At 62.5% G+C, this 20426-nt stretch carries 17 protein-coding genes; 10 read left to right on the top strand and 7 right to left on the bottom strand.

Going from position 1 to position 20426, the window contains the following annotated elements; all coding sequences use genetic code 11:
• Positions 1 to 69: 69 nt before the first annotated feature.
• Positions 70 to 288: a hypothetical protein gene (locus EN850_RS28890; protein WP_135917352.1), complete on the bottom strand. Its 219-nt coding sequence runs from the start codon at positions 286 to 288 to the stop codon at positions 70 to 72.
• A gap of 44 nt (positions 289 to 332) precedes the next feature.
• Here EN850_RS28890 and EN850_RS28885 point away from each other — a divergent pair, with 44 nt between their 5' ends.
• On the top strand, positions 333 to 1262 hold the full coding sequence (locus tag EN850_RS28885; protein WP_135917353.1) for a DUF2493 domain-containing protein: 930 nt from the start codon (positions 333 to 335) through the stop codon (positions 1260 to 1262).
• Positions 1263 to 1616: 354 nt separating this feature from the next.
• Complete coding sequence (locus EN850_RS36520) at positions 1617 to 1784, top strand: hypothetical protein (RefSeq protein WP_189522243.1); 168 nt, start codon at positions 1617 to 1619, stop codon at positions 1782 to 1784.
• A gap of 44 nt (positions 1785 to 1828) precedes the next feature.
• Here the strand turns inward: EN850_RS36520 and dinB are convergent, their stop codons facing one another.
• Positions 1829 to 2914, bottom strand: a complete 1086-nt coding sequence (dinB, locus tag EN850_RS28880) for a DNA polymerase IV (protein ID WP_135917354.1) — start codon at positions 2912 to 2914, stop codon at positions 1829 to 1831.
• A gap of 58 nt (positions 2915 to 2972) precedes the next feature.
• A complete protein-coding gene (locus EN850_RS28875) occupies positions 2973 to 3479 on the bottom strand; it encodes an SOS response-associated peptidase (RefSeq protein WP_135917355.1) in 507 nt (168 codons plus the stop codon).
• A gap of 58 nt (positions 3480 to 3537) precedes the next feature.
• Here EN850_RS28875 and EN850_RS28870 point away from each other — a divergent pair, with 58 nt between their 5' ends.
• Both EN850_RS28870 and EN850_RS28865 read left to right on the top strand, forming a co-directional pair.
• Entirely contained in the window at positions 3538 to 4128 is a 591-nt protein-coding gene (locus tag EN850_RS28870; protein WP_135917356.1) for an SOS response-associated peptidase, read from the top strand.
• Between the two features lie 63 nt (positions 4129 to 4191).
• Positions 4192 to 5892 (top strand): caspase family protein, encoded by a 1701-nt coding sequence (locus tag EN850_RS28865; protein ID WP_135906803.1) that lies wholly within the window; start codon positions 4192 to 4194, stop codon positions 5890 to 5892.
• A gap of 153 nt (positions 5893 to 6045) precedes the next feature.
• Here the strand turns inward: EN850_RS28865 and EN850_RS28860 are convergent, their stop codons facing one another.
• The 3 genes from EN850_RS28860 to EN850_RS28850 are packed head-to-tail and all read right to left on the bottom strand — an operon-like array spanning position 6046 to position 11502.
• Positions 6046 to 9318, bottom strand: a complete 3273-nt coding sequence (locus tag EN850_RS28860) for an error-prone DNA polymerase (RefSeq protein ID WP_135917357.1) — start codon at positions 9316 to 9318, stop codon at positions 6046 to 6048.
• Complete coding sequence (locus EN850_RS28855) at positions 9315 to 10835, bottom strand: DUF6504 family protein (RefSeq protein ID WP_135917359.1); 1521 nt, start codon at positions 10833 to 10835, stop codon at positions 9315 to 9317. The genes EN850_RS28860 and EN850_RS28855 overlap by 4 nt, the downstream gene beginning before the upstream one ends.
• Positions 10750 to 11502, bottom strand: coding sequence for an ImuA family protein (locus EN850_RS28850; RefSeq protein WP_135906805.1), 753 nt, complete (start codon positions 11500 to 11502; stop codon positions 10750 to 10752). Before EN850_RS28850 ends, EN850_RS28855 begins: the two co-directional genes overlap by 86 nt.
• A gap of 465 nt (positions 11503 to 11967) precedes the next feature.
• Here EN850_RS28850 and EN850_RS28845 point away from each other — a divergent pair, with 465 nt between their 5' ends.
• Genes EN850_RS28845 through EN850_RS28825 form a run of 5 tightly spaced genes read left to right on the top strand, consistent with a single transcriptional unit; the run spans position 11968 to position 19050 of the window.
• Positions 11968 to 13095 carry a hypothetical protein gene (locus tag EN850_RS28845; RefSeq protein WP_135906806.1) on the top strand — a complete coding sequence of 376 codons (1128 nt, stop codon included), beginning with the start codon at positions 11968 to 11970 and terminating at the stop codon, positions 13093 to 13095.
• A gap of 2 nt (positions 13096 to 13097) precedes the next feature.
• Complete coding sequence (locus tag EN850_RS28840) at positions 13098 to 15002, top strand: hypothetical protein (RefSeq protein WP_135906807.1); 1905 nt, start codon at positions 13098 to 13100, stop codon at positions 15000 to 15002.
• A 1-nt stretch (position 15003) separates the two neighbouring features.
• Positions 15004 to 16152 (top strand): hypothetical protein, encoded by a 1149-nt coding sequence (locus EN850_RS28835; RefSeq protein ID WP_135917361.1) that lies wholly within the window; start codon positions 15004 to 15006, stop codon positions 16150 to 16152.
• Entirely contained in the window at positions 16149 to 18128 is a 1980-nt protein-coding gene (locus EN850_RS28830; RefSeq protein ID WP_135917362.1) for an HAD hydrolase family protein, read from the top strand. The genes EN850_RS28835 and EN850_RS28830 overlap by 4 nt, the downstream gene beginning before the upstream one ends.
• A complete protein-coding gene (locus tag EN850_RS28825) occupies positions 18112 to 19050 on the top strand; it encodes a PfkB family carbohydrate kinase (RefSeq protein ID WP_135906810.1) in 939 nt (312 codons plus the stop codon). Before EN850_RS28830 ends, EN850_RS28825 begins: the two co-directional genes overlap by 17 nt.
• Here EN850_RS28825 and EN850_RS28820 read toward each other — a convergent pair.
• Entirely contained in the window at positions 19047 to 19526 is a 480-nt protein-coding gene (locus EN850_RS28820; protein ID WP_135917363.1) for an NADAR family protein, read from the bottom strand. The genes EN850_RS28825 and EN850_RS28820 overlap by 4 nt on opposite strands.
• A 46-nt stretch (positions 19527 to 19572) precedes the next feature.
• Here EN850_RS28820 and EN850_RS28815 point away from each other — a divergent pair, with 46 nt between their 5' ends.
• The gene (locus EN850_RS28815; RefSeq protein WP_135906812.1) at positions 19573 to 19917 is read left to right on the top strand and encodes a hypothetical protein; all 345 of its coding nucleotides are present in this window, start codon (positions 19573 to 19575) and stop codon (positions 19915 to 19917) included.
• The last annotated feature ends 509 nt before the right edge of the window (positions 19918 to 20426 follow it).

Genomic DNA, 20426 nt, shown 5'->3' with positions numbered 1-20426 from the left:
GCGTGCCGGCGACACGTGGCGGGGGTGCGCAGGCGGACCTTCGCTCGGGCGAGGGCCGACCCACGGCCTTCAAGAGGGCGATCGGACGACGGCCGATCCGGACAGGCAATGGCTGCGCCCGGCTATTTTCCGGCGGCCCTTGCCACCCCGCGCGATGCGCAGGGCCCCCTCTTCGGGCCTTTCCATCGCGAGACAAAATAGCCGGGCTTCGCCATCCTTCACGTTCGTTCCGGCCCTGCGCTGACGCTGCGGGTGCATGTCCGGATCGTCCGTCGCCTTCGTCGCCATGAAGGCCGCGATGGGCGCGGCCGATCCCACGAAGGCAAGCCGCCATGAGCACCGAGCACGATACCGACTTCGAGCCGCAACCCGCATCATCACCCACCGACCACGTCCTTCAGGAGCTTCAGCTCTACGGCTACCGTCCCTTCGACGACGAGCCCGATCCACGCCCGCTGCCCGAAGGCCGGGTCATAGCGGCCAGTATCGCCGACATCTTCGATGCTCTCCTGGTGGCGATGGCCGACACACGCCTTGAACCCGACCTCGAGGAGCTGCTGTGGGGCACGGTCAATCTGTTCCATCGCGCGACCAAGCGGATCGAACGCGAGCTCGATGAAAACGAGCTTTGCCAGCAACGGCTGCAACGCGAACAGGATGGATCCGAGGTCAAGTCGGTCGAACTCGAGCGGCAGATCGCCCAAGGTCAGACACTGCTCGAACGCCGCAACGCCTTCGAATTGATGCGCGACCAGTCCGCCGAGCACTACGAGCGGCACACCCACTCGATCTGGCGTCCGCGTTCGGGTTCTGTCGTCAACCATCGCCACCTGACCGCGGCAATGATCGACAGCCGGGACTTCCTTGCCGCGAGGAAGCATGCGGACAACCAGCTGCTGTTGCCACCCGGACCGAAAGTCGTCTTCACCGGCGGGTTCGATTTCAACGATCATCGCCTAATCTGGGCCAAGCTCGACCAGGTCCATGGCAAGCATCCGGAAATGGTCCTGCTGCACGGCGGATCACCAAAAGGTGCCGAGTTGATCGCGGCCAAATGGGCTCATAGCCGCAAGGTGCCACAAATCGCCTTCAAACCGGACTGGACGAGGCACGCCAAGGCTGCGCCCTTCAAGCGCAACGACGCCATGCTCGACACCTTGCCGATTGGCGTCATTCATTTCCCCGGCTCGGGCATTCAGGACAACCTCGCCGACAAGGCCCGCAGGCTCGGCATTCCGGTGATGAAGTTCGGCGCCACGTAAAGGGGCCACCAGCCCGCTCGCCGCAAGTCATGCGCTGTGATTTCTGTTGCTCCCGACGCATTGATCGGACGACCGCTCCTGCCGATGTGGCGTCGTTTGAAGGCAAGGCGGCGAACCATCAGGTTCACATCTCATCTCGTCCTGGCATGGAGAACAGGGGACCGTTCCCGCGTTTGTCGGCGCAATTCCTTGATCCGGTCCAAGGGCCTGGTGCCATCAACCCATAAAGGGTCGGACTACGCAAAGCGTGCCGCCGTTTCGGCCTTGCCTTCACGGTGATTGCGGCCCTCGGCCGGACACATCGGGCGCCTGTCACGCGGGGATCGCCCCCGCTTCCAGAACAGGAGCCGGAAAATGTCCCTCGTAGAAGCCAACGCATTCGCCTTCAGCCTCGCCACCAGCCTGATGGTCAGCATCGTGATCTTCCGCGCCGGCGATGGTACGCTGACCGTCGTGCCGGCCGACGAGTATGAAGGAGAAGCCTCCGAGATCGTCCGCGAAATCGATCCACACGCGCGCTGATCCGGAGAGCCTGCAGCCGGCTTTCCCCCTGCCGTAGAGACACCCTACAATTCGAACCGCAGCTGCCGCCGATCGGGCGGCAGCAGATCGCCGAGCGACGAAAGCGTGACGCCCAACAGCCGGATTCCCTTCTGCACCGGGAATACAGACCTCAGGAGATCGGTCGCGAGATGTTCGAAGTCAGGAAGTTCGATCGGCACTGCCACCGTGCGGCTGCGCGTGATCTGCTGAAAGTCGGCGAATTTGATCTTCAGCGTGACGGTGCGGCCCCGGATGCCTTTGCCTTCACAGTATCCCCAGACCTTGGCGACCAGCGGCTTGAGTTCAGCGATTGATGCTTCGAGATCGACGATGTCGGCTGCAAACGTGTCCTCGGCGCCGATCGATTTGCGCGGCCGATCCGGCTCGACCGCGCGTTCGTCGATGGCGCGCGCGATCTGATAGTACCAGAGCCCTGACTTGCCGAAATGCTGCTGGAGGAAGGGAAGCGACCTCTCCTTGAGGTCGGCGCCGGTCACGATGCCGAGCGCTTCCATTTTCGCGGCGGTCGCGGGTCCGACACCGTGAAATTTCTTGACCGGCAACGTCTCCACGAACGCGGGCCCGTGGCGCGGCGTGATGACGAACTGGCCATTCGGCTTGTTCTGGTCCGACGCCATCTTGGCGAGAAATTTGTTGTACGAAATGCCGGCGGACGCGGTGAGACCGGTCACCAGCAGGATCTTTGCCCTGATCATCTCGGCGATCGTCGTGGCAGACGCAATGTCGAGCCGGTTCTGCGTCACGTCGAGATAGGCCTCGTCGAGCGACAGCGGCTCAATGAGGTCGGTATGTTCGGCAAACACCTCGCGGATCTGAGCTGAGACTGCCCGGTAGACCTCGAAGCGGGGCGGCACGAATATCAGCTCGGGGCATTTGCGCTTTGCCGTGACCGAAGGCATCGAGGAGCGAACGCCGAAGGCGCGGGCCTCGTAGCTCGCGGCCGCCACGACGCCGCGGGCAGCCGCTCCACCAACGGCAAGCGGCTTACCGCGGAGTTCCGGATCGTCGCGCTGTTCGACCGACGCGTAGAACGCATCCATGTCGACATGGATGATCTTGCGCGGGTCGGCGCTGTGTTCAGGGGCCATTTGCTTGCAATGTCATTTCGGCAAGGTCTGAGCTTCGTGCTGAAGGATGCTACAATCTTCAGATCGCAAATTCAGCCTGCATACGACCCTGACGGAGACGCGAAATCGCAAAGCTTCTCCCGGGAAGGGGACGAAGGACTTCATGTTCCGGATGCGTCATGTCGAGCCAAGCCGTGCGCTCGTCCCGGCGCAGCACCGCCATCTGGCGGTCATGGTAGGGCGCAATATCATCGTTGGCCTGGATCGTGAGGATTGCGTAGGCTTCCGGCCAATCCCGCGTCGCTGGCCGCCAGACGCCGGCGAAGTAGAACCAGTCACCGCTTGCGAGGCGAAAGCTGCAGTTCTTCCCCTGGCTGCGGTGCCGGAATTCGGACGCCGGCACCAGGCAGCGATGGCTCGGAAACGATCGGTCCTCTGCGCGCACGATCGTGAAAGGTCGCCCGCCCGCTTCCCTGGGTTGGAGTCCCCACGGCAGCTCCAGCATCTCAACATCGCCGCCATAGCGTCTTATGATGACGCGGCGTTCGTCGAGCGGTGCGTCGGAATCGAAAACTCTTGCGCTCATAGTCAAAAGAACATAACAGGAACATGATTGACGCGCAACGCCGGGAAACAGGTGACACATGTGCAACGATTATCGGCTGATGGTGGATGTCGCCTCGATCGTCGAGGACTTCGCCGATCTCAAGATCAAGATCCGCTTCAGCGAAGGCGCGCCGAACATCGAGGCGCGCGAGGATATCAAGATAACGGATCCAGGGCCGATCATTCGCCCGGTCGCCGGGGCGAGCGGGGAGGGTGATCTGGTTCAGCGCCGGTGGAGCTGGCCCGGACAAAACAAGCGGCCGGTCTACAACTTTCGCTCGGACGGTCGCGAGTTCGCCTCGAAGCGCTGCCTCATTCCCGCCGATGGCTTTTACGAGTTCACCGATCCAACGGAGAAGGGCAAGAAGCGCAAGGACAAGTGGCTCTTCACCAAGCGCGACGAGCCGATCTTCTGCATCGCCGGAATCTGGCGCGAGACCAATGATGTCGGTGAAGCGTTTACGATGCTTACGATGGAACCCGGTCCGGACATCGCCCCCTATCATGACCGGCAGATCGTGATACTAGACCGGAAGGACTGGGCGAGCTGGCTCGATCCGCTGGTCTCGGCAAAGTCGTTGATCAGGTCGTTCCAAGCTGGCTCGCTCACCGTCGAGCAGGTCGGCTAACGTCGAGTCGGGGTTGGCTACGGCAGCTCATCTGCGGCGGGCTGGAGCGCTGGGTGCAAAATCATGAACGGACGCCACGCGCTTGTGATCGGAGCAATCGCTTATCCGGGTCAGGAGTTGGAGAACGCGACAAGCGATGCAGGTCACGCCGCTGACGCGCTGCGCGATCGCGGCTTTGCCGTGACGACCGTCTTTGACCCTAGCCTGGCGGCTATAGACGCCGCCCTCACCAACTTTAAGGAGTTGGCGCAGACAGCGGAACTCGCGGTGATCTTTTTGGCCGGGCATGCCGTCGAACGCCATGGTCGGGGCTATTTCCTCCCGATCGACTTCTGTTTCCCGCCAACCGCCGCTGGCCTGCGCTACACCGCCACAAGTTTGAACACCTTCGTGGAGGCCACGGGCGGCGCTGCGTCCCGCATAATCGTGCTCGATGCGTGCCGGAACTGGCCGCACGATCCCGACGAAGCCAGGCGCACGTCGAACGATCTGGAGGAGCTGGTCGCTGACGAACGCAGTTGGTCAAACCTTCTGCTGGCCTATGCTACGAGCGCCACGAGGGACGCTGGCGACGGCGCCAAAGGGATGGGCAGCGCATTCTCAAACGCTCTCTGCCGCCATCTGCTGGATCACAGCCTCACTGTGGATGAGTGCTTCCGGCGCGTGTCGCAGGACGTCGTCGCTCAACGAAATGATCAGCAGCCCTGGACCTATTCCAGCCTCGCACGAACCCTTTCATTTACCGACCTGCCGCGTTTCGCAGCGATCCAACGACATGGCGTGCCCAACCCCGAGCATTTCAGTGTCGGCGCCTGGGCAGCGGCCGACACTACGCGCCGTACCCTCATCGTTGGAGTTGGCGACGCAATGTCCTGGAGCGTTGGCATCGGTGGCTTTGCGAAAGTTCGATATCACGGCAAGGACCACCTAATGGGGGCGGCATATTGCGACAAGCTGCTTCTGCTCGCCGGCTCAAGCGGCGCGCTGTACGTAGCGGGCGCTGGCAATAAACCTCTACTGGACCTCCAAATGGAGCATTCGTTCGGGTTGACTGCCTCCCCGTCGGCGAATGGCATTACCTACTTCGGCAACGGTATTGTCAGTTGCCTCAGAGTTGATATCCACCATATCGAGGAGGTCGCTCGCTATGAGGTAGGCTTTGACGTCTACTGCTGCACTTACATGCCTGGTGGTCTTGTCTGGGTCGCTGGCGGCGATGGCAGAATCTGCGAAATCGATCCGCAAAATCTGAACACACCCATAAGCGAGATCGCTACGGTCAGGCATCATGTCAACGCGATGGCGGTCGCCCCAGACGGCGACTGCGTTTTTGTTGTAGGCCAAGGGGGCGTCGCATTGAAGCTGGACCGGTCGGGGCAGGTGATTGCGGAACTCCTTCCAGACCGGGGTTTCAAAACTGCCGCAGGCATTCGTGCGCGGTTGCTTAACTTCGCGGAGGACGAGGCTATCCGCCTGTTCATCTTCGAGCCGTCGAAATTAAAGCGGCGCGTGCACAGGGCACTCACCGAGAGTTTGAAAGTCCCGGACTATCACGCGTGCGCCCACGCGCCCACGCTGCCGATCCTTGCGATCGCGACGCAAGAGAGCAGCGTGGTTCTGCTCGACACGCGCGATCTTCAAGTGATTCAAGAACTCGATGTCGGCTCCGGTAATTCAACGATCGTGTCTGGCGTCCATTTTTTCTCCGATCACGAGCTCGCGGTGGTCGGCGGCAGCGGCGATGTCACCTTCTTCGAAGCTTGATCCGGCAAAGGCTTGAATTGGTTCCGGTCCGATACAATCCCGCTTGATATGCAATCCAGCTGGGAGAGGAGCTTCGTCTGTCGGGCAAAAGATCGTTAGAATCTAACCCGGGATTCCAACGCCTTCAAATGATCCCGAGCTGTCGGACCCAGCCTACCTGAAATCCCGCGTTTTGACCTTGATGTTGTCGATGTGAAGATCGGGAATATAGATATCGCGGCTGCGCAGCCCCTTGGGCGGTAGCTCGCGCGGATCGGGCCCGGAGCCGCCATTGGATATCTGGTCGCCGCGGGCGTACGGCACCGGAAAGCTGCCCTCGCGTTCGCCGACGCTGGCGAGCTCGGTTGATAGATCGCTGATCTTGCGAGCGACGAGGTGGACCACCCCGCCTTCGCGCTGGATGCGCCCCCGGACCGCGACCATGCCCGCCGACAGCACCGTGCGCCGGTGCTGCTCGAACACTTTCGCCCAGACGACGAGGTTCGCGATTCCGGTCTCGTCCTCTATCGTGATGAACATCACACCCTTTGCCGAGCCCGGGCGCTGCCGGACAAGCACTATGCCCGCCGCTTCCAGCCATCGACCGTCGCGGGCTTCCATCGCCTCTGCGCAGGAAACTATGCTGCGGCGGCGCAGGTCATTACGAAGGAAAGAGATCGGATGGCTGCGCAGCGTCAGGCCGATGTGGCGGTAGTCTTCCACGACCTCGCCGCCGGCGGTCATCGGTCGCAGCGCCACCGCCGGTTCGTTGATCTCGGGCACGATCTTGGCCTCTTTGGCCGACGCAGCAGCGAATAGAGGCAGGGGTTCGTCGCGCAGTGCCTTGATCGCCCACAGCGCCTCGCGCCGCGCGAGACCAAGTGCTGGCCGGAACGCGTCGGCCTCCGCGAGCTGGACAAGTGCGGCCTGCGGCACGCCGGCGCGGCGCCAGAGATCGTCGACGGAGGCAAACGGCTGATCGGCGCGTGTCGTGACGATCTTGCTGGCGTGGGTGTTGGCAAGTCCGCGCACCATACGCAGCCCAAGCCGAACGGCGAAGCCTGCGTCATCGGAAACAGGCTCGAGCGTGCACTCCCAGCGCGAGGCGTTGACGCAGGCCGGCCGGATGTCGATGCCGTGCGCGGCCGCGTCGCGCACGATCTGCGCCGGTGCGTAGAAGCCCATCGGTTGGCTGTTCAGGAGTGCAGCGCAGAAAACGTCCGGGTGCCAGCATTTGAGCCAGGCCGAGGCATAGGCGATCAGCGCGAATGAGGCGGCGTGGCTCTCAGGAAAACCATAAGAGCCGAAACCTTCGAGCTGCCTGAAGGTCTGCTCGGCGAACCCCCGCTCATAGCCATTGTCTACCATGCCCTCAATCAGCTTCGTCTTGAATGACGAAACCCCGCCCGTGAACTTGAAGGTGGCCATCGATTTGCGAAGCATGTCCGCTTCGCCCGGCGTGAAGCCGGCGCATTCGATGGCGACGCGCATTGCTTGCTCCTGGAACAGCGGCACGCCGAGCGTCTTGCCGAGCACCTTTTCGAGCTCCGGCTTCGGATAATGCACCGGCTCCAGGCCTTCCCGCCGGCGCAGATAGGGATGGACCATATCGCCCTGTATCGGCCCGGGACGAACGATCGCGACCTGCACCACCAGATCGTAGAAGGTCCTCGGCTTCAGCCGCGGCAGCATGGACATCTGCGCCCGGCTCTCGATCTGGAAGGTGCCGAGCGTATCGGCCTTGCGGATCATGGCATAGGTGCGCGGATCCTCCGCCGGGATGGTCGCAAGGTCGAGCCGGATGTCCTTGCAGTCAGCGAGAAGATCAAGGCCCTTCTTCATACAGGTCAGCATGCCGAGCGCCAGCACGTCGACCTTCATGAATTTGAGCGCGTCGATATCGTCCTTGTCCCATTCGATCACCTGGCGGTCCTTCATGCTGGCCGGTTCGATAGGCACCAGGTCGTCGAGGCGGTCGTGGGTAAGCACGAAGCCGCCGGGATGCTGGCTGAGATGGCGGGGGGCGCCCATCAACTGACGGGCGAGGTCGAGCGTCAGCCGCAGGCGGCGATCGGCGAGGTTGAGGTTTAGATCCTCGACATGGCGTTCCTCGACGCCCTCTTCAGACCAGCCCCAAACTTGGCCGGACAAAGTGCGGATGAGATCTTCCGGCAGGCCGAGCGCCTTGCCGACATCGCGCAGCGCGCCCTTGGTGCGATAGCGGACCACCGTCGAGCACAATGCCGCGTGGTCACGGCCATAGGTGTCGAACACCCACTGCATGACGATCTCGCGCCGCTCGTGCTCGAAATCGACGTCGATATCCGGGGGCTCGCGGCGTTCCTCGGAGACGAAACGCTCGAACAAGAGATCGTTGCGGCCGGGATCGATCGAGGTGATGCCGAGCACATAGCAGACCGCGGAGTTGGCGGCCGAGCCACGGCCTTGGCAAAGGATGTCCTTCGACCGCGCGAAGCGAACGATGGCGTTCACGGTCAGGAAGTAGGGCGCATAATCGAGCTTCTCGATCAGCCGCAATTCGTGGCGCAGTGACGCGATGACGCTGTCAGGCAAACCCTCGGGGTAACGGGAGTCGGCGCCCTGCCAGGTCAGCTTTTCGAGCGCCTGCTGCGGTGTCAAAGACGGGTCGTCGCGCTCCTCCGGATATTGGTAGGCGAGTTCGTCGAGCGAAAAGCGGCAGCGGTTGGCGATCTCGATGGTGCGCGCCAGCGCCTCCGGGTAGCGCGCGAAAAGCCGGTGCATCTCCTGCGGCGGCTTGAGATGGCGGTCTGCATGCCGCTCGCGGCGGTCGCCGAGCGCGTCAATGGTAACATTGTGCCGGATCGCGGTGACAACGTCCTGCATGGTGCGGCGGCCTGGCTCGTGGAAGAGCACGTCGTTGGTGACGACGCACGCCACCTTCATCTTGAGGGCAAGTGCCGCCAGGTCGTGGATGCGAAGCTGATCGTTGGGCCGGCGCCTGAGCGTCAGCGCCATGTACGCCCGATCGCCGAATGCCTCGCGCAGGTGCCTGAGGCGCAGCGCCAGGGTCTCATCGGCCAGATCGGGCAGGAGAACGGCGATGAGGCCGGCGCCATAGGCGACGACGTCGCTCCACGCCAGCCGGCATTTCGCTTTTCCGGCGCGTCCCTTGCCAAGCGAGAGCAGCCGACACAGCCTGGAATAGGCGTCGCGATCCGTTGGGTAGACAAGCAGCGACGTGCCGTCATCGAGGTCAAGCCGGCAGCCGACGATGAGCCGCACGCCAGTCGTCCTGGCGGCCTCATGGGCACGCACGATGCCGGCGAGGCTGTTGCGATCAGCGACGGCCAGCGCCTCGATGCCGAGCAGCGCTGCCTGCGAAAACAACTCCTCGGCCGAGGAGGCGCCGCGCAGGAAGCTGAAATGCGAGGTGACCTGCAATTCGGCATAACGGACCTCGCTCATCCGAACACTCCGTGCAGGAACCAGCGGTGCGAGCCCGTTGCCGCATCCTCGCCGTCGCCGGCGCGGTAGAGCCAGTAGCGCTCGCCGGCTTCGTCCTCGACCCTGAAATAGTCGCGCACCGCGACAAGCTCGGCGTCGCGCTTCCACCATTCGCCGAAGACCCGCTCCGGACCGTCCGCGCGCTTCACGCGTCGGCGCACCCCTCGCCAGGTGAAGGACACTGGCGGATGGTCGGGCAACAGCGCCACCGTCTCGACCGGATCCGGCTGCGCCAGCAAGCGCGAGGGCCGCGGCCAGTGACCGGGCCAGCTCGCGCCGGTGTCGGCCGCCATCGCCGGAATCTTGCCAACCGAACGCTCCGGCACGTCGCTGGCGACGGGTGCAAGCCGATAGACGGCGCGCTCGCCGACGCGGTTCATCAGCGTATCGATGAGTTCGGAGACGTCGGGCACGGTCTCCTCGACGAGGGAACTCACGGCCTGGCTGCGCTCCAGAGGCTCAGCCGCCGTCGCCGCCAAGATCATCATCTCGATGCCGAAGCCGGCCGCGATGGTCTCGATCTTGTCACAGAGCAGCCGCGTCAACCGTTTGGCATCGCGAACGGGCATCGCCATGCCGACACGGATCGCCTGGGCATGGCTGTCGACGCGCCGGCAGATGAGATCGAGACGGCGCGCGCCGATGCCGCGCTGTTCCATCAGGTTGCAGAGCTGGGCGACGAGCTTGCCGATGTAGCGCGCGATTGTCTCGGCCGCGCCGATAGGCTCGGCGAAGGCGCGGCGGACTTCGATGATGTCCGGCGGACGAACCGGGTCGATCGGCTCGGCGACGGCGCCAAGGGCCTGATCGATACGACGGCCGATCTCCGGACCGAAGCGCAACGCAAGCGGGGCGCGCGGCTGTTTCAGGAGATCGCCGATCCGTTGGAAGCCTAGCTTGCGCAGTTCGGCCGCCGTCGAAGGCGCGATCCGCAACGCCTCGAGCGCGAGCGGTTCGAGGATCGATTGACCATGGCCGGCCGGTGCGATGCGGATGCGATGGCCGCCATAGCGGGCCATTGCATGCGCCGCACCCCAGCTGTCCGCGATCGCGGCGCGGGCGACGATGCCGGACATGGCCAGACGTCCGACCATGCCCTCGAGCATCATGGCCTCGCCGCCATGGAGATGGTCGGCGCCGGTCGTGTCGATGACGATCCCGTCGGGAGGGTCGGGCGCTAGGATCGGTGCAAATCGAAGCATCCAGACGGCGAGCCGCTCGAGCGCCTTGGCATCCGCTTGCGGATCGGCGTCCTGGATCGCGAGGTCCGGCACCAGCACCTGCGCCTTCGTCACGGGCATGCCGGGGCGCAGGCCGGCGACGAGTGCGGCGGCGTCGGCGGCGAGCACCAAGCGCCTGTTTTTATCGCGGCCGATCAGGACGAGCGGAGCCTCAGCTGGAGGCGCCCCATCGCCGGCCTTGCGCCGCACCCTGTCGGTCGGCCAGGTCGGCAGGAACAGCGAGACAACCCGTGCCATCGCACGCCTCCAATTCGAAATCGGCACTTTCGCCCGCGCGGGCGCGGATCAATTCGACCAGCCATCGGTGACGGCCGACGCCAGGTACAGGCAATGGCGCCGATGGCAGGACCGAGACGCGCCAGCGTGTCATGGCTGCCGTCGGCTGCCCGAAATCGGCCGCCTCCGCCTGCCGCCGCCATCTCCGCAGCGCGATGCCGATCGTGTGCGCTTCCTCGGCGGCAAGCTGCAGCCGCCGCGAAGCGGTCATGGTCAGGCGCGCGACCTCGCCGACGACCGCGCCCAGCCCGCCATGCCGGATGCCTTCCTCCATGCAGGCGAGGATCGTCTTGTCGTCGCCGGCCTCAACATAGATGACCCGGTCAGGTTTGAGGCCGGCCTGCGCCAGCGCTGGGGCGAACAAGTCTGGGCGGGTGATGCACCACAAGACCTTGCCCCGCGTTCGCGCCGCCACACCGCCGGCGAACAGCGCTGCTGCCGCACCGTCGATGGCGCCATTGCCGCCGCCTGCGATTTCATGCAGCGCGCCGAGCGCCAGTCCGCCGCCCGGGAGTCGTGCGTCGATTTCGGCTATTCCGAAAGGAAGTACAGATATGGCGCGCCGGCCTCGGCCCTCGATCTTCTCGATCCGCGCGCGCAATGACTCTATGGCGGGCTCCGGCCGCAAGATGGTGGTTGACCTCCAAGAAAGCGTATATAAGAATGTTCTCTATTTGTTCTACGATTGGTGAACGAGAGTCAAGTGGGCATCAGCGAGCCGCTGGCGTGTTTCGCGGCGCCGCTTGCGAAATTACAGGCTGCTTCGACAACACAAGGGCGGCGTTAAGCCTCATCTCAGCCGTTCAGCCCGTCATAGCGCGACTCCAGAAGCAGACGATCGTTCAGTATTCCTGCCGCATTCACTCGTTCACTGTTTTTTTGGGCGTTCCCAATCGTAGCTTTGGGCCGATTGACGTGTGAAGCCGTAGTCGCAGCATAATCTGATCGATTTCTCCTCCATTTCGAGAGTACGCATCATTCCACTGAAAGCGCGACTCAATTGCTTTGCCAACGATGTGCAATTCGCTACAAACTCTCCAGGGGGAGATTCCGTGCGCGAGACGATATTTGAACATGTTACGGTGTGGTGCCGATGAACCTGCTCGGCCTGCGCCTTATTGCGCAAATCATGAACTGGACCGATGACGGCGTGGCGACGGCCGAGTATACTTGGCTGCGGCTAATGGCCTCGACTAAATATGACGGCTACAGCGATTTCCGAGCGGGATCCCGCTTTATCGAAAACCTGGCAATCTGGCTGAAACAGTTCGATGCCGAGGACCGCCAGACGGCCTATGATTTCATTAAGCACCGGCTCGTCTACATCTCCAATGCAGAGCTTTATCGCGTGATCGAGGCCTTTTATCCAGAAACGGTGACGCCGCATCTGCGGCGCCTTGCCGCCAAGCAGGCCGGCATCCCACCCCATGAGGTTTGGGGCAGCAGCGATGGGGTCGCAGCCTTCAAGCGGATTAAGCGACGCTCGCTATTCATAGGCATGAGCGACGGCAGCCGTATCGACATCATGCGGCGCGCCAACAGCGGCCGCATCACCCAGGAGCAGGTCGTGCCGATGATGAATATCGGCATCGAGAAATGGCTCGATCTTGCGAAGAAAATCAAGGAAGCCGACGCTGGCGACGAGCAGTTCGAGCATGTCTACCTGATCGACGATTTCACCGGCTCAGGTACGACCTTCATTCGCTTCAAGGATGGCGAGTGGAAGGGCAAGCTGCAAAAATTCAACGACATGCTGATCGGTGCGCGCAAGGCGGTTGAGGCACAGGGAAAGACCTTTCCGATCGTCGAGAATTACGCGCTGCATATTCATCATTATATCTCGACCACCCAGGCGCACGAGGCGCTACTCCAACGCACCAAATTGGCCAATCTCGAATGGGCGGACCGAACCTTCGGGTCAATCGATGTGACCCAGGGCACCTTGCTGCCCGCCTCGCTCAAACTCAATCCAGGCGCTGACGACGCCGTCATCGCGCTTTGCGAAAAGTACTATAATCACGCTCTCTACCTTCGGCTGATCGAACATGCTGGCGAGGCAGAGCAGGCCGATCTCAAGATGGGTTATGCCGACTGCGCCTTGCCGCTTATCCTTGAGCACAACACACCTAACAACAGCATTCCACTACTCTGGGCGGAAACGACCAATGAAAATGGTCACGCGATGCAGCCCTTGTTTCGTCGGCGTGATAGGCACGGCTGACCATGGCAAATCCATTTCTCCGCCGCGCCACCGAATACATTCGTGACGACACTACTTTCCTGGAGATCGTGAGTCCGGCGCCACTCACCACATTCCTGGCCGAGCATCCTCGCAAGGCCGACATTTTTGATCTGCCCATCCGCATTGTCGGCGCGCCGGGAAGCGGCAAAACCATGCTGGCCATGCTGGCCGAGTTTCGCCTCGTCGAAACGATCCTGCGCGACCCCACCAACGACACTAACAAGCAGCTTTCCATAGCCCTCGCCGGCGCTGGGTTTCTGCAAGACGGGAAACCCGGGGTCGCAGCTGTCCGCATTCCTATGGAATCCGAGTATCGCGACTTCTGGGAGTTGCCCTATGAGGACAGCGTCAAAACCAAACTCGCCCTGTGGCTGGTCCAGGCGCGCACTATGCTCGCTCTGCTGCGCGGCCTAACCAATGGCGACCATCGCCGGCTCGAGGAGATTCGCTTCATCGCCCGGGACGCATCGGAAGCGCACCTCGAGCAGATCGGCGGGCTGACCGCGACCGGCATTCGCGACCGCGCGCTCGAAGTGCAGCGCGCCATCTATTCAATCGGAGCGAGCTTGCTGCCGCCCGACATCGACAAATTGCCGAAGGCAGCGACTGAACCCTATCAGCCTTTCGAATGCATCCAGGAGATCGATATTCCGTGGATGGGAGAGCGTCTGACGGTCAAGCCGCTCGCTATCCTAGACGACGTACACGCGCTTCACCCAGACCAGTTCGAGCAGATCTTCACCGCGCTCGCGCGACGAGAGATCAAATTCGGACGCTGGCTGATGATGCGGCTCGACGCCCTCAGCCCTGGCGCCGTGTTCCGGTCGGCTCGTAGTGTCGCCACGCATAATCTCAAGCCCGACCGCGACTATGTCGATATCTTCATGCAGGGCGGCGAAAGCCGCGACAAGGAGCGGCGGCGCTTCCGCGACATGGCGGCGGACATGGCAGACCGCTACCTCCCGCGCGTCACCGCCTTCCGCAATCGCAACCTTCCGCCATTTCGACGGCTTGTCCCCGACGAACCACCACGCCTGTCTGAGGCGAAGCTGCGCGAACTCGCGGCTCTCGTCGAGCGCGATCAGCAGCGCTTCGACGTAACTCCGGCGCGGCGCATCTCGATCGAGGAACTGGTGGCCGGCTATCTTGCGGGGACGCAATCTGGCGACCGTGAGCCGGAGGTCGCCCTTGCCATGGTCCGAGTCCTGATGGCGCGTTACGCCAACCGCGTTTCCGATCAGCAGGTATCACTGTTCGAGGACTTTGATCCAGAGCCGCGGACACCGCTCAAGGCGAATGCGCCGGTCGCCGAGGCCGCCAGGCTGCACCTCCACGCGCTGAGCGGGCGTGCCTTCCACTACGGTTTCGACACGCTGTGCGACGCAAGCAACGAAAATGCCGAGCTGTTCCTCCAACTCGCCGGCGCGCTAGTCGCACGCATGGAAACCCAAGCGATCCGGGGACGAGCGCTGGCGCTCCCGGCGAGTGCACAACAGGATGTGCTGAGCGCCAAGGCTGTAGAAATAATGGATGGTTGGGCGTTCCCCTTCGCACGCCGTGTCCGCGCGATGGTCGATGGCATCGCGTCGGACTGCCGTGAAGTCTCGCTGCTGCCCCACGCCCGTCTCGGTGCCGGCGCGAATGCGGTTGGTGTTCTGGAAGAGGAGATGGCCAAGCTTCTACTCTCAAACGACGAGCTTGCGCTCATCCTCAAATATGCCGTCGCCCATGGCGCGATCGAGGTCACTCGGGACTATGGCCAAGGAAGCAAGAACTGGTGCCTCATCGAGCTCAGCGGCGTGGTCGCACTCTCGCATGGGCTGACCTTGCACCGGGGCGGCTTCCTCGAGCGCGATGTTGGCTATCTGCGCGAGCAGGGGGGCTAGGATGGCGCATAACCATTGGGAAAACTGCATCGCCCACTTCGATGCGCAGGTCGACGTGTTCGCAGGGGAATACTTTGGGCGCACAGACGTCCATTGCTTGCTGGTGGCCGCCGCGGGCTTCGACCCCCGATCGCTCGGTATCGCGACGCTTCTCGCCGGTCATCTTGGTGAACGTCTCAAGGGCCTATTCATCCGGGAGGAGCGAGGTACCCCGGACGCGAGTCTCGTCGCGGCGGCCGATCAGAACGCTGTACTACTTAGAGGCCTAGTGCCCGGTTGCGAAATTGCCACGGTTGATATTTTCGGCAACGATAATGCGCCGATCGCCGGAGCGCGCATCGCTTCGGTCATCCGTGGTCACAGCATCGCCGCTGAAACCACCGACATCGTGCTCGACATGACAGCGCTCTCGATCGGCGTCGCGTTTCCCGCCGCGCGCCTCCTGCTCGACTATTGTGAGAGCTGCGGCATCGCTTTCCACATCATGATCGCGTCTAACCCAGAGCTGGACGATGCCATTGCGAGCGAACCGGGTGATCGTCCGATTGCCGTTCGTGGCTTTGCCGGCACCGACCAAAGCGACGCGAAGCTGGAGATCGCGCGAATCTGGGTCCCACAACTGGCCAAAGGGCGCACACGCGCGCTCACTGATATCGGCCGTTCGATCCGCGGCACCTATAAGATCTGTCCGGTAGTGCCGTTCCCGGCACGCGATCCGCGCCGGGCGGACGCGCTGATCGCCGAATATGAGGCTCAGCTCGTAGACGAGTGGCAGGTGGACCCGCGTGATCTCGTATATGTCTCCGAATCCAACCCGTTGGATTGCTATCGGACCTTGAGCATACTCACCAAACGCTACTCCGACGCGGTCGAGCAGGTATTCGTACCGTCGATCATCCTCTCCCCCGTCGGCAGCCGTGTAATGGCCGCAGGGGCGCTCATGGCCGCGATCGAACATGACCTTCCCGTCCAGTATATCGAGACTGTGCGCTACGACTTCGATCCGGAAAAGCCCGCGGTCGCGGCGACACCCGACATGCGCGTCCACCTGCTCCTGTCCGGCCCTGCCTATAGCGAACTTGGCGCTGCATCCGCCGCACCGGCCGCTGCGCCAGATACCGCTGAGACAGTGAGGGACAAAGCAGTATGACCCGATTCGCCGAAAAGCTCGACACGCTGCTGCGCACCGCCGAGTTGGTCGCGAGCGCGGATTTGCGCGTGCTGGCCGAGGCGCTTCGGCAAAGTCGGCACCGCCAGGTGGTGGCGATTGGGTCCGGTGGCTCGGCGATCACAGCGCAGTACTTCGCGCGGTGTAGGGAAACGCTGTTCGAAGCAGCAACCCACGTAGTGACCCCAGCCGAATTCGTCCTCGCCAACGACGAACTTAAGCAGAGTGATGTCTGGTTATTCAGCGCCGGCGCCGACAATGCCGATAGCATCGCCAGTGTGGCCGCCGCTCGCTCGCGCGGTGCCGCACAAATCCATCTACTGACGCGCAACGCCACTGGCGCTGCGGTTCAGGCCATCTCCGCAGACCCTGGCAACACAGTGACCAGCATTCCGGTCGCCGATGCGAAGGACGGGTTTCTCGCCACCCATTCGCTCATTGGTTCGGTCCTCGCACTCTTGTTCGCCAGCGATCTGGTATCGGCCGATCCATTGGGCGAGGCGCTCGTTGCAGCTGTAATCAAACGTCTGCGCGAGTGGATGCACCCAGCAACCCGGCAGGCCATGCAGGCTCAACTCGCCGATGTGCGGAGTGACGATGTCCTGCTGATCGTCGCCGATCCCCAGCTTTGTGCCGTCGCCGAGCTTATCGAGACCTCCGCCTGGGAGGCTGCGCTGTGCCCGATCCAGCGAACCGACCTCCGCAACTTCGCCCATGGTCGCCACACCTGGCTGCATCATAGAGGCGAACGAACCGTCATCCTCGGGCTGATCGGCGATGATAGCCGCGAGATATGGGAGCGCGCGAACTCCCTGTTGCCACAGGCGCTACGGCGCCATGTCTTCGACTTCGGCAATGCCGGGCGCATGCGCACAGCGGCCGGGATTGTCGAAGGCCTAGTAATCGTCGAGGCGATCGGGGCCGCGACCGGCATCGATCCAGGAAAGCCGGGTATCGGCGATTTTGGCCGAAACCTCTACGAGGAAGACGGATTACTCGCTCTTGCGCGTGAGCTTGGGCCAGCGGTCCGACAAAAGCGCTCGGCCGCACTCGAGCGCGATGATGTGACCGACAATCACGTCTGTATCCGGGCTGCCTGCGCCGCGCGACGCGGCGTGCTTGCGGACGCTCGGGTCGGCGCGATCGTCCTCGACTATGACGGCACGATCATTTCTGATGACGAGCGTTTCGGACATCCCCGGACTGCTATCGTCGATGAGCTTGTACGCCTCCATGCGATTGGCGTGCGCATTGCGATCGCCACCGGGCGCGGCGGGTCGGGTGGCAAGGCGCTGAGCGCCGTACTTCCGGTGACGATGCGCGATCACGTGCTCGTCGGCTATTACAACGGTGCTTATATACAGCCTCTCAGCATCGACATCGAGGTGGATCGACCAGCGTCCGATCCAGACCTGGCGCAAAGCTACGCTTGGCTCGAATCACATCCCGAATTATTCTCTGGAGCTTTCGAGGGGCGGTTCAGCGACGTGCAAATTTCGATCAAGCTCGATAATCTCGCTGATCGCTTGGCCTTTCCGGCGGCTCTCGCAGACTGTCCGTCCATCGCGTCCGGCGCCGTTCGGTTTAGGCGCTCAGGCCACAGCATCGATTTCTTTGCGGCCGGCACCAGCAAGCTCAGCGTCGTCGACCGCGTGCGGCAGACGTTGCCGAACGACTTAGCAATTTTGTGCATCGGCGATAGTGGCGGGCGCGATGGTAATGACAATGAGTTGCTATCGCACGCCCATGGGATCAGCGTTGGAACGGTCTGCGACCGCCACGACGGTTGCTGGACTCTGTTCGGCAAGACGCTAACCGGTCCCGAGGCGCTGCTGCGCCTGCTCCAGGCCTTGGAACGTGATGGTGACGGATGCGTTCGTATAGATGTGTCTTCATTGGGACTCGACAGCTTTGCCGAAATAAGTGCAATTGCAGAACATTATGATCCCACAACGTGACGTGATTGATGTCGTCGGCACCGGTTTTACGGTGCTCGATCGGCTTTACGCCGACGGCGATCTTACCGCCGAGGCGCTTGGCGGGTCGTGTGGCAACGTGCTCGTGTCGCTTGCCATGCTTCAAAGGCAGGTCACGCCGGTTTTGGCACTTGGGCTGGATGAGATCGGTGAGCAGTTGCTTGCCGAGTTTGAGATCGCCGGCGCCGATACACGCTACATCCATCGTCATCCTGGACGCCGCTCTCCGGTCTTGCGCCAGGAACTCGACACCCGTTCAGGCCATCACAGCTTCAGTTTCACCTGCTGCGACACTTTCGAGGAATATCCGCGCTATCAGCCGATCGGCCACGAGGAGCTGCAATCTGCGATGGTCGCGTTAGAAAATTGCACACTCTTTTACACTGATCGCCTGTCGCCGGCGATCCTCGACGCGATGGCGCAGGCTTACCATGGCGGTGCGATAATCTATTTCGAACCGTCCGACATCGATCACGCGCTATTCGACGAAGCGCTCGCGATCACTAGCGTGCTTAAATATTCCTCGGATCGTTTGGGCCCCGAGCTCGACGATAAGGTAGCTGCCAGCGCGGCAATGGCGATCGTTACTTACGGCGCCGATGGCCTCGAACTCCGTCACGGTCGTGAGCGGATCTGGTGTGCGGCCTATCCTGCCAAGCAGGTGACGGACACTTGCGGATCAGGCGACATGGTGAGCGTCGGGCTGATCGACTGGCTATTGGCCCGAGCCACGCCGCGGCTCGCGGCCCTGGATATCCATGACCTGATGGGCGGCGTAGTCGCCGGCCAGCGGCTCGCGGCGGAAAATTGCGCATTTGCCGGCGCGCGGGGCGTGTTCCGGCAGCGCGACGTCTCTTATGTGCGGTCCATCCTAGAGCATGCGCGTCGCGATTTCCCGACCTAGGCCGCCGCCGCCACCGGCGTTTCGCGGCGGAACTGCGCGCGCAACTCCATCAACAGCACGCCGAGCATATTCTTGCCGACCCCGTTCACTTCGCCCCAAAGGCGATTGACATCATTGTCGACGGTGGCGCTCTCCACCAAACGAGCATCGCCTGTAGAGAGCAGCAGATTGCGCAGGTCGGGATGCTGCTCGAACTTGGCCCGGAGCACCCCGCGCATTCGGTCGAATTTGCCGACCGACCAGCCTGGCGCGACATCCCAATAATACAGGCCGTGCGCGGCCATCGCTAGTAATGCCGGGGACGGCGCACTCATCAGCCAGTCGCGGACAGCCTTCTTGCGCGGCTTCCCCGCCTGGTAGGCATGCTCGCTCGTGGCGAAGCGCTGACCCTCAAACTCGATTTCGCACCGATAAAGATTGCTGAACGCACCGTAGGGCCGCTCGCTGGCTCGATAGAAGCGGATTTCATCTGCCATCATGTGCCTCTTGCAAATTTGCACATTTTGTTACATGCAAATCTGCATGAAGGCAAATGAAAATCAGATTTCTGTACTCCGCGCAAGAATCGTCGCAGCGCGCACCGATTGCGCACTCACTGACACGCAGATCGGCGCTGTAGTTGGGGTGCATGCCAGCCAGGTCGGCCGCATCACGCGTGGCAAGTTTCGCCGCATCAGCGAAAGCGTGGTGCAAATTTGCAAGGTATTGGGGCTGGAAATGGACTCAACCGTGATCGAGCCCAACGCCGAAACTGCCGCCTGGACGAAGTTGCAGGCGAGCTTACGCGGCCTATGGGACAAGACCCCTGAGGGTGCCGACAAGATCGTACGAGTGCTCGATACCATCGGGGCGCTTCGCGAGCGCTAACCTCTTGCTGTCGCTCGTCTGGGATTCGGTGAGATAGATCAGCCTGCGCCATCTGTGCGGACGTTTGGTCTCGCTGCGTCTTTCCGAAATCTGCCAAGCAGCTTCCGGCCCCAAACGAGACATTCGCTGTATACGACCGTGTGCGGCTGGTGCCGGATCGGCGCAAGCTTTCTTTTAGATCTCGCCAAATCGCCTTCGGTGGAGATATGGGCCACTAACGCGCTTCATATCTCTTGATGGCCAGTGCTGCCGTCGCCTCTCTCCCTCATTTCATAGAGCGCACCAACGACCTCTCGAACTGGCTGATCTGGCCCAAGGACGGCTGAAGCCTCGACCGCCTCTGCCACAATGGCGCGTCGCGCGTTTCTTCCCCTGGGCAAGGCCATTCCTCGCGGAACCAAGAAACGCGCGCCTGCGCCATCCTCCGCTTTGCTGCGGTCGCAAGCGATGCGGCTGCGGCCGCCTTCGGCCCCGCGATCGCCATCGAGGTCGCATGGTGCGGGCTCGGA

Source organism: Mesorhizobium sp. M8A.F.Ca.ET.207.01.1.1 (genome assembly GCF_004794715.1).
GTDB lineage: Bacteria > Pseudomonadota > Alphaproteobacteria > Rhizobiales > Rhizobiaceae > Mesorhizobium.
The sequence above is the reverse complement of the archived record's forward strand: the minus strand, read 5'-3'. Positions and strand labels throughout refer to the sequence as shown.

What these genes read in the sequence shown, in the direction of transcription:
- EN850_RS28890 (WP_135917352.1), bottom strand. Translation starts at nt 288, where the DNA reads ATGGCGACGAAGGCGACGGACGATCCGGACATGCACCCGCAGCGTCAG.
- EN850_RS28885 (WP_135917353.1), top strand. Translation starts at nt 333, where the DNA reads ATGAGCACCGAGCACGATACCGACTTCGAGCCGCAACCCGCATCATCA.
- EN850_RS36520 (WP_189522243.1), top strand. Translation starts at nt 1,617, where the DNA reads ATGTCCCTCGTAGAAGCCAACGCATTCGCCTTCAGCCTCGCCACCAGC.
- dinB (WP_135917354.1), bottom strand. Translation starts at nt 2,914, where the DNA reads ATGGCCCCTGAACACAGCGCCGACCCGCGCAAGATCATCCATGTCGAC.
- EN850_RS28875 (WP_135917355.1), bottom strand. Translation starts at nt 3,479, where the DNA reads ATGAGCGCAAGAGTTTTCGATTCCGACGCACCGCTCGACGAACGCCGC.
- EN850_RS28870 (WP_135917356.1), top strand. Translation starts at nt 3,538, where the DNA reads ATGTGCAACGATTATCGGCTGATGGTGGATGTCGCCTCGATCGTCGAG.
- EN850_RS28865 (WP_135906803.1), top strand. Translation starts at nt 4,192, where the DNA reads ATGAACGGACGCCACGCGCTTGTGATCGGAGCAATCGCTTATCCGGGT.
- EN850_RS28860 (WP_135917357.1), bottom strand. Translation starts at nt 9,318, where the DNA reads ATGAGCGAGGTCCGTTATGCCGAATTGCAGGTCACCTCGCATTTCAGC.
- EN850_RS28855 (WP_135917359.1), bottom strand. Translation starts at nt 10,835, where the DNA reads ATGGCACGGGTTGTCTCGCTGTTCCTGCCGACCTGGCCGACCGACAGG.
- EN850_RS28845 (WP_135906806.1), top strand. Translation starts at nt 11,968, where the DNA reads ATGAACCTGCTCGGCCTGCGCCTTATTGCGCAAATCATGAACTGGACC.
- EN850_RS28840 (WP_135906807.1), top strand. Translation starts at nt 13,098, where the DNA reads ATGGCAAATCCATTTCTCCGCCGCGCCACCGAATACATTCGTGACGAC.
- EN850_RS28835 (WP_135917361.1), top strand. Translation starts at nt 15,004, where the DNA reads ATGGCGCATAACCATTGGGAAAACTGCATCGCCCACTTCGATGCGCAG.
- EN850_RS28830 (WP_135917362.1), top strand. Translation starts at nt 16,149, where the DNA reads ATGACCCGATTCGCCGAAAAGCTCGACACGCTGCTGCGCACCGCCGAG.
- EN850_RS28825 (WP_135906810.1), top strand. Translation starts at nt 18,112, where the DNA reads ATGATCCCACAACGTGACGTGATTGATGTCGTCGGCACCGGTTTTACG.
- EN850_RS28820 (WP_135917363.1), bottom strand. Translation starts at nt 19,526, where the DNA reads ATGGCAGATGAAATCCGCTTCTATCGAGCCAGCGAGCGGCCCTACGGT.
- EN850_RS28815 (WP_135906812.1), top strand. Translation starts at nt 19,573, where the DNA reads ATGAAGGCAAATGAAAATCAGATTTCTGTACTCCGCGCAAGAATCGTC.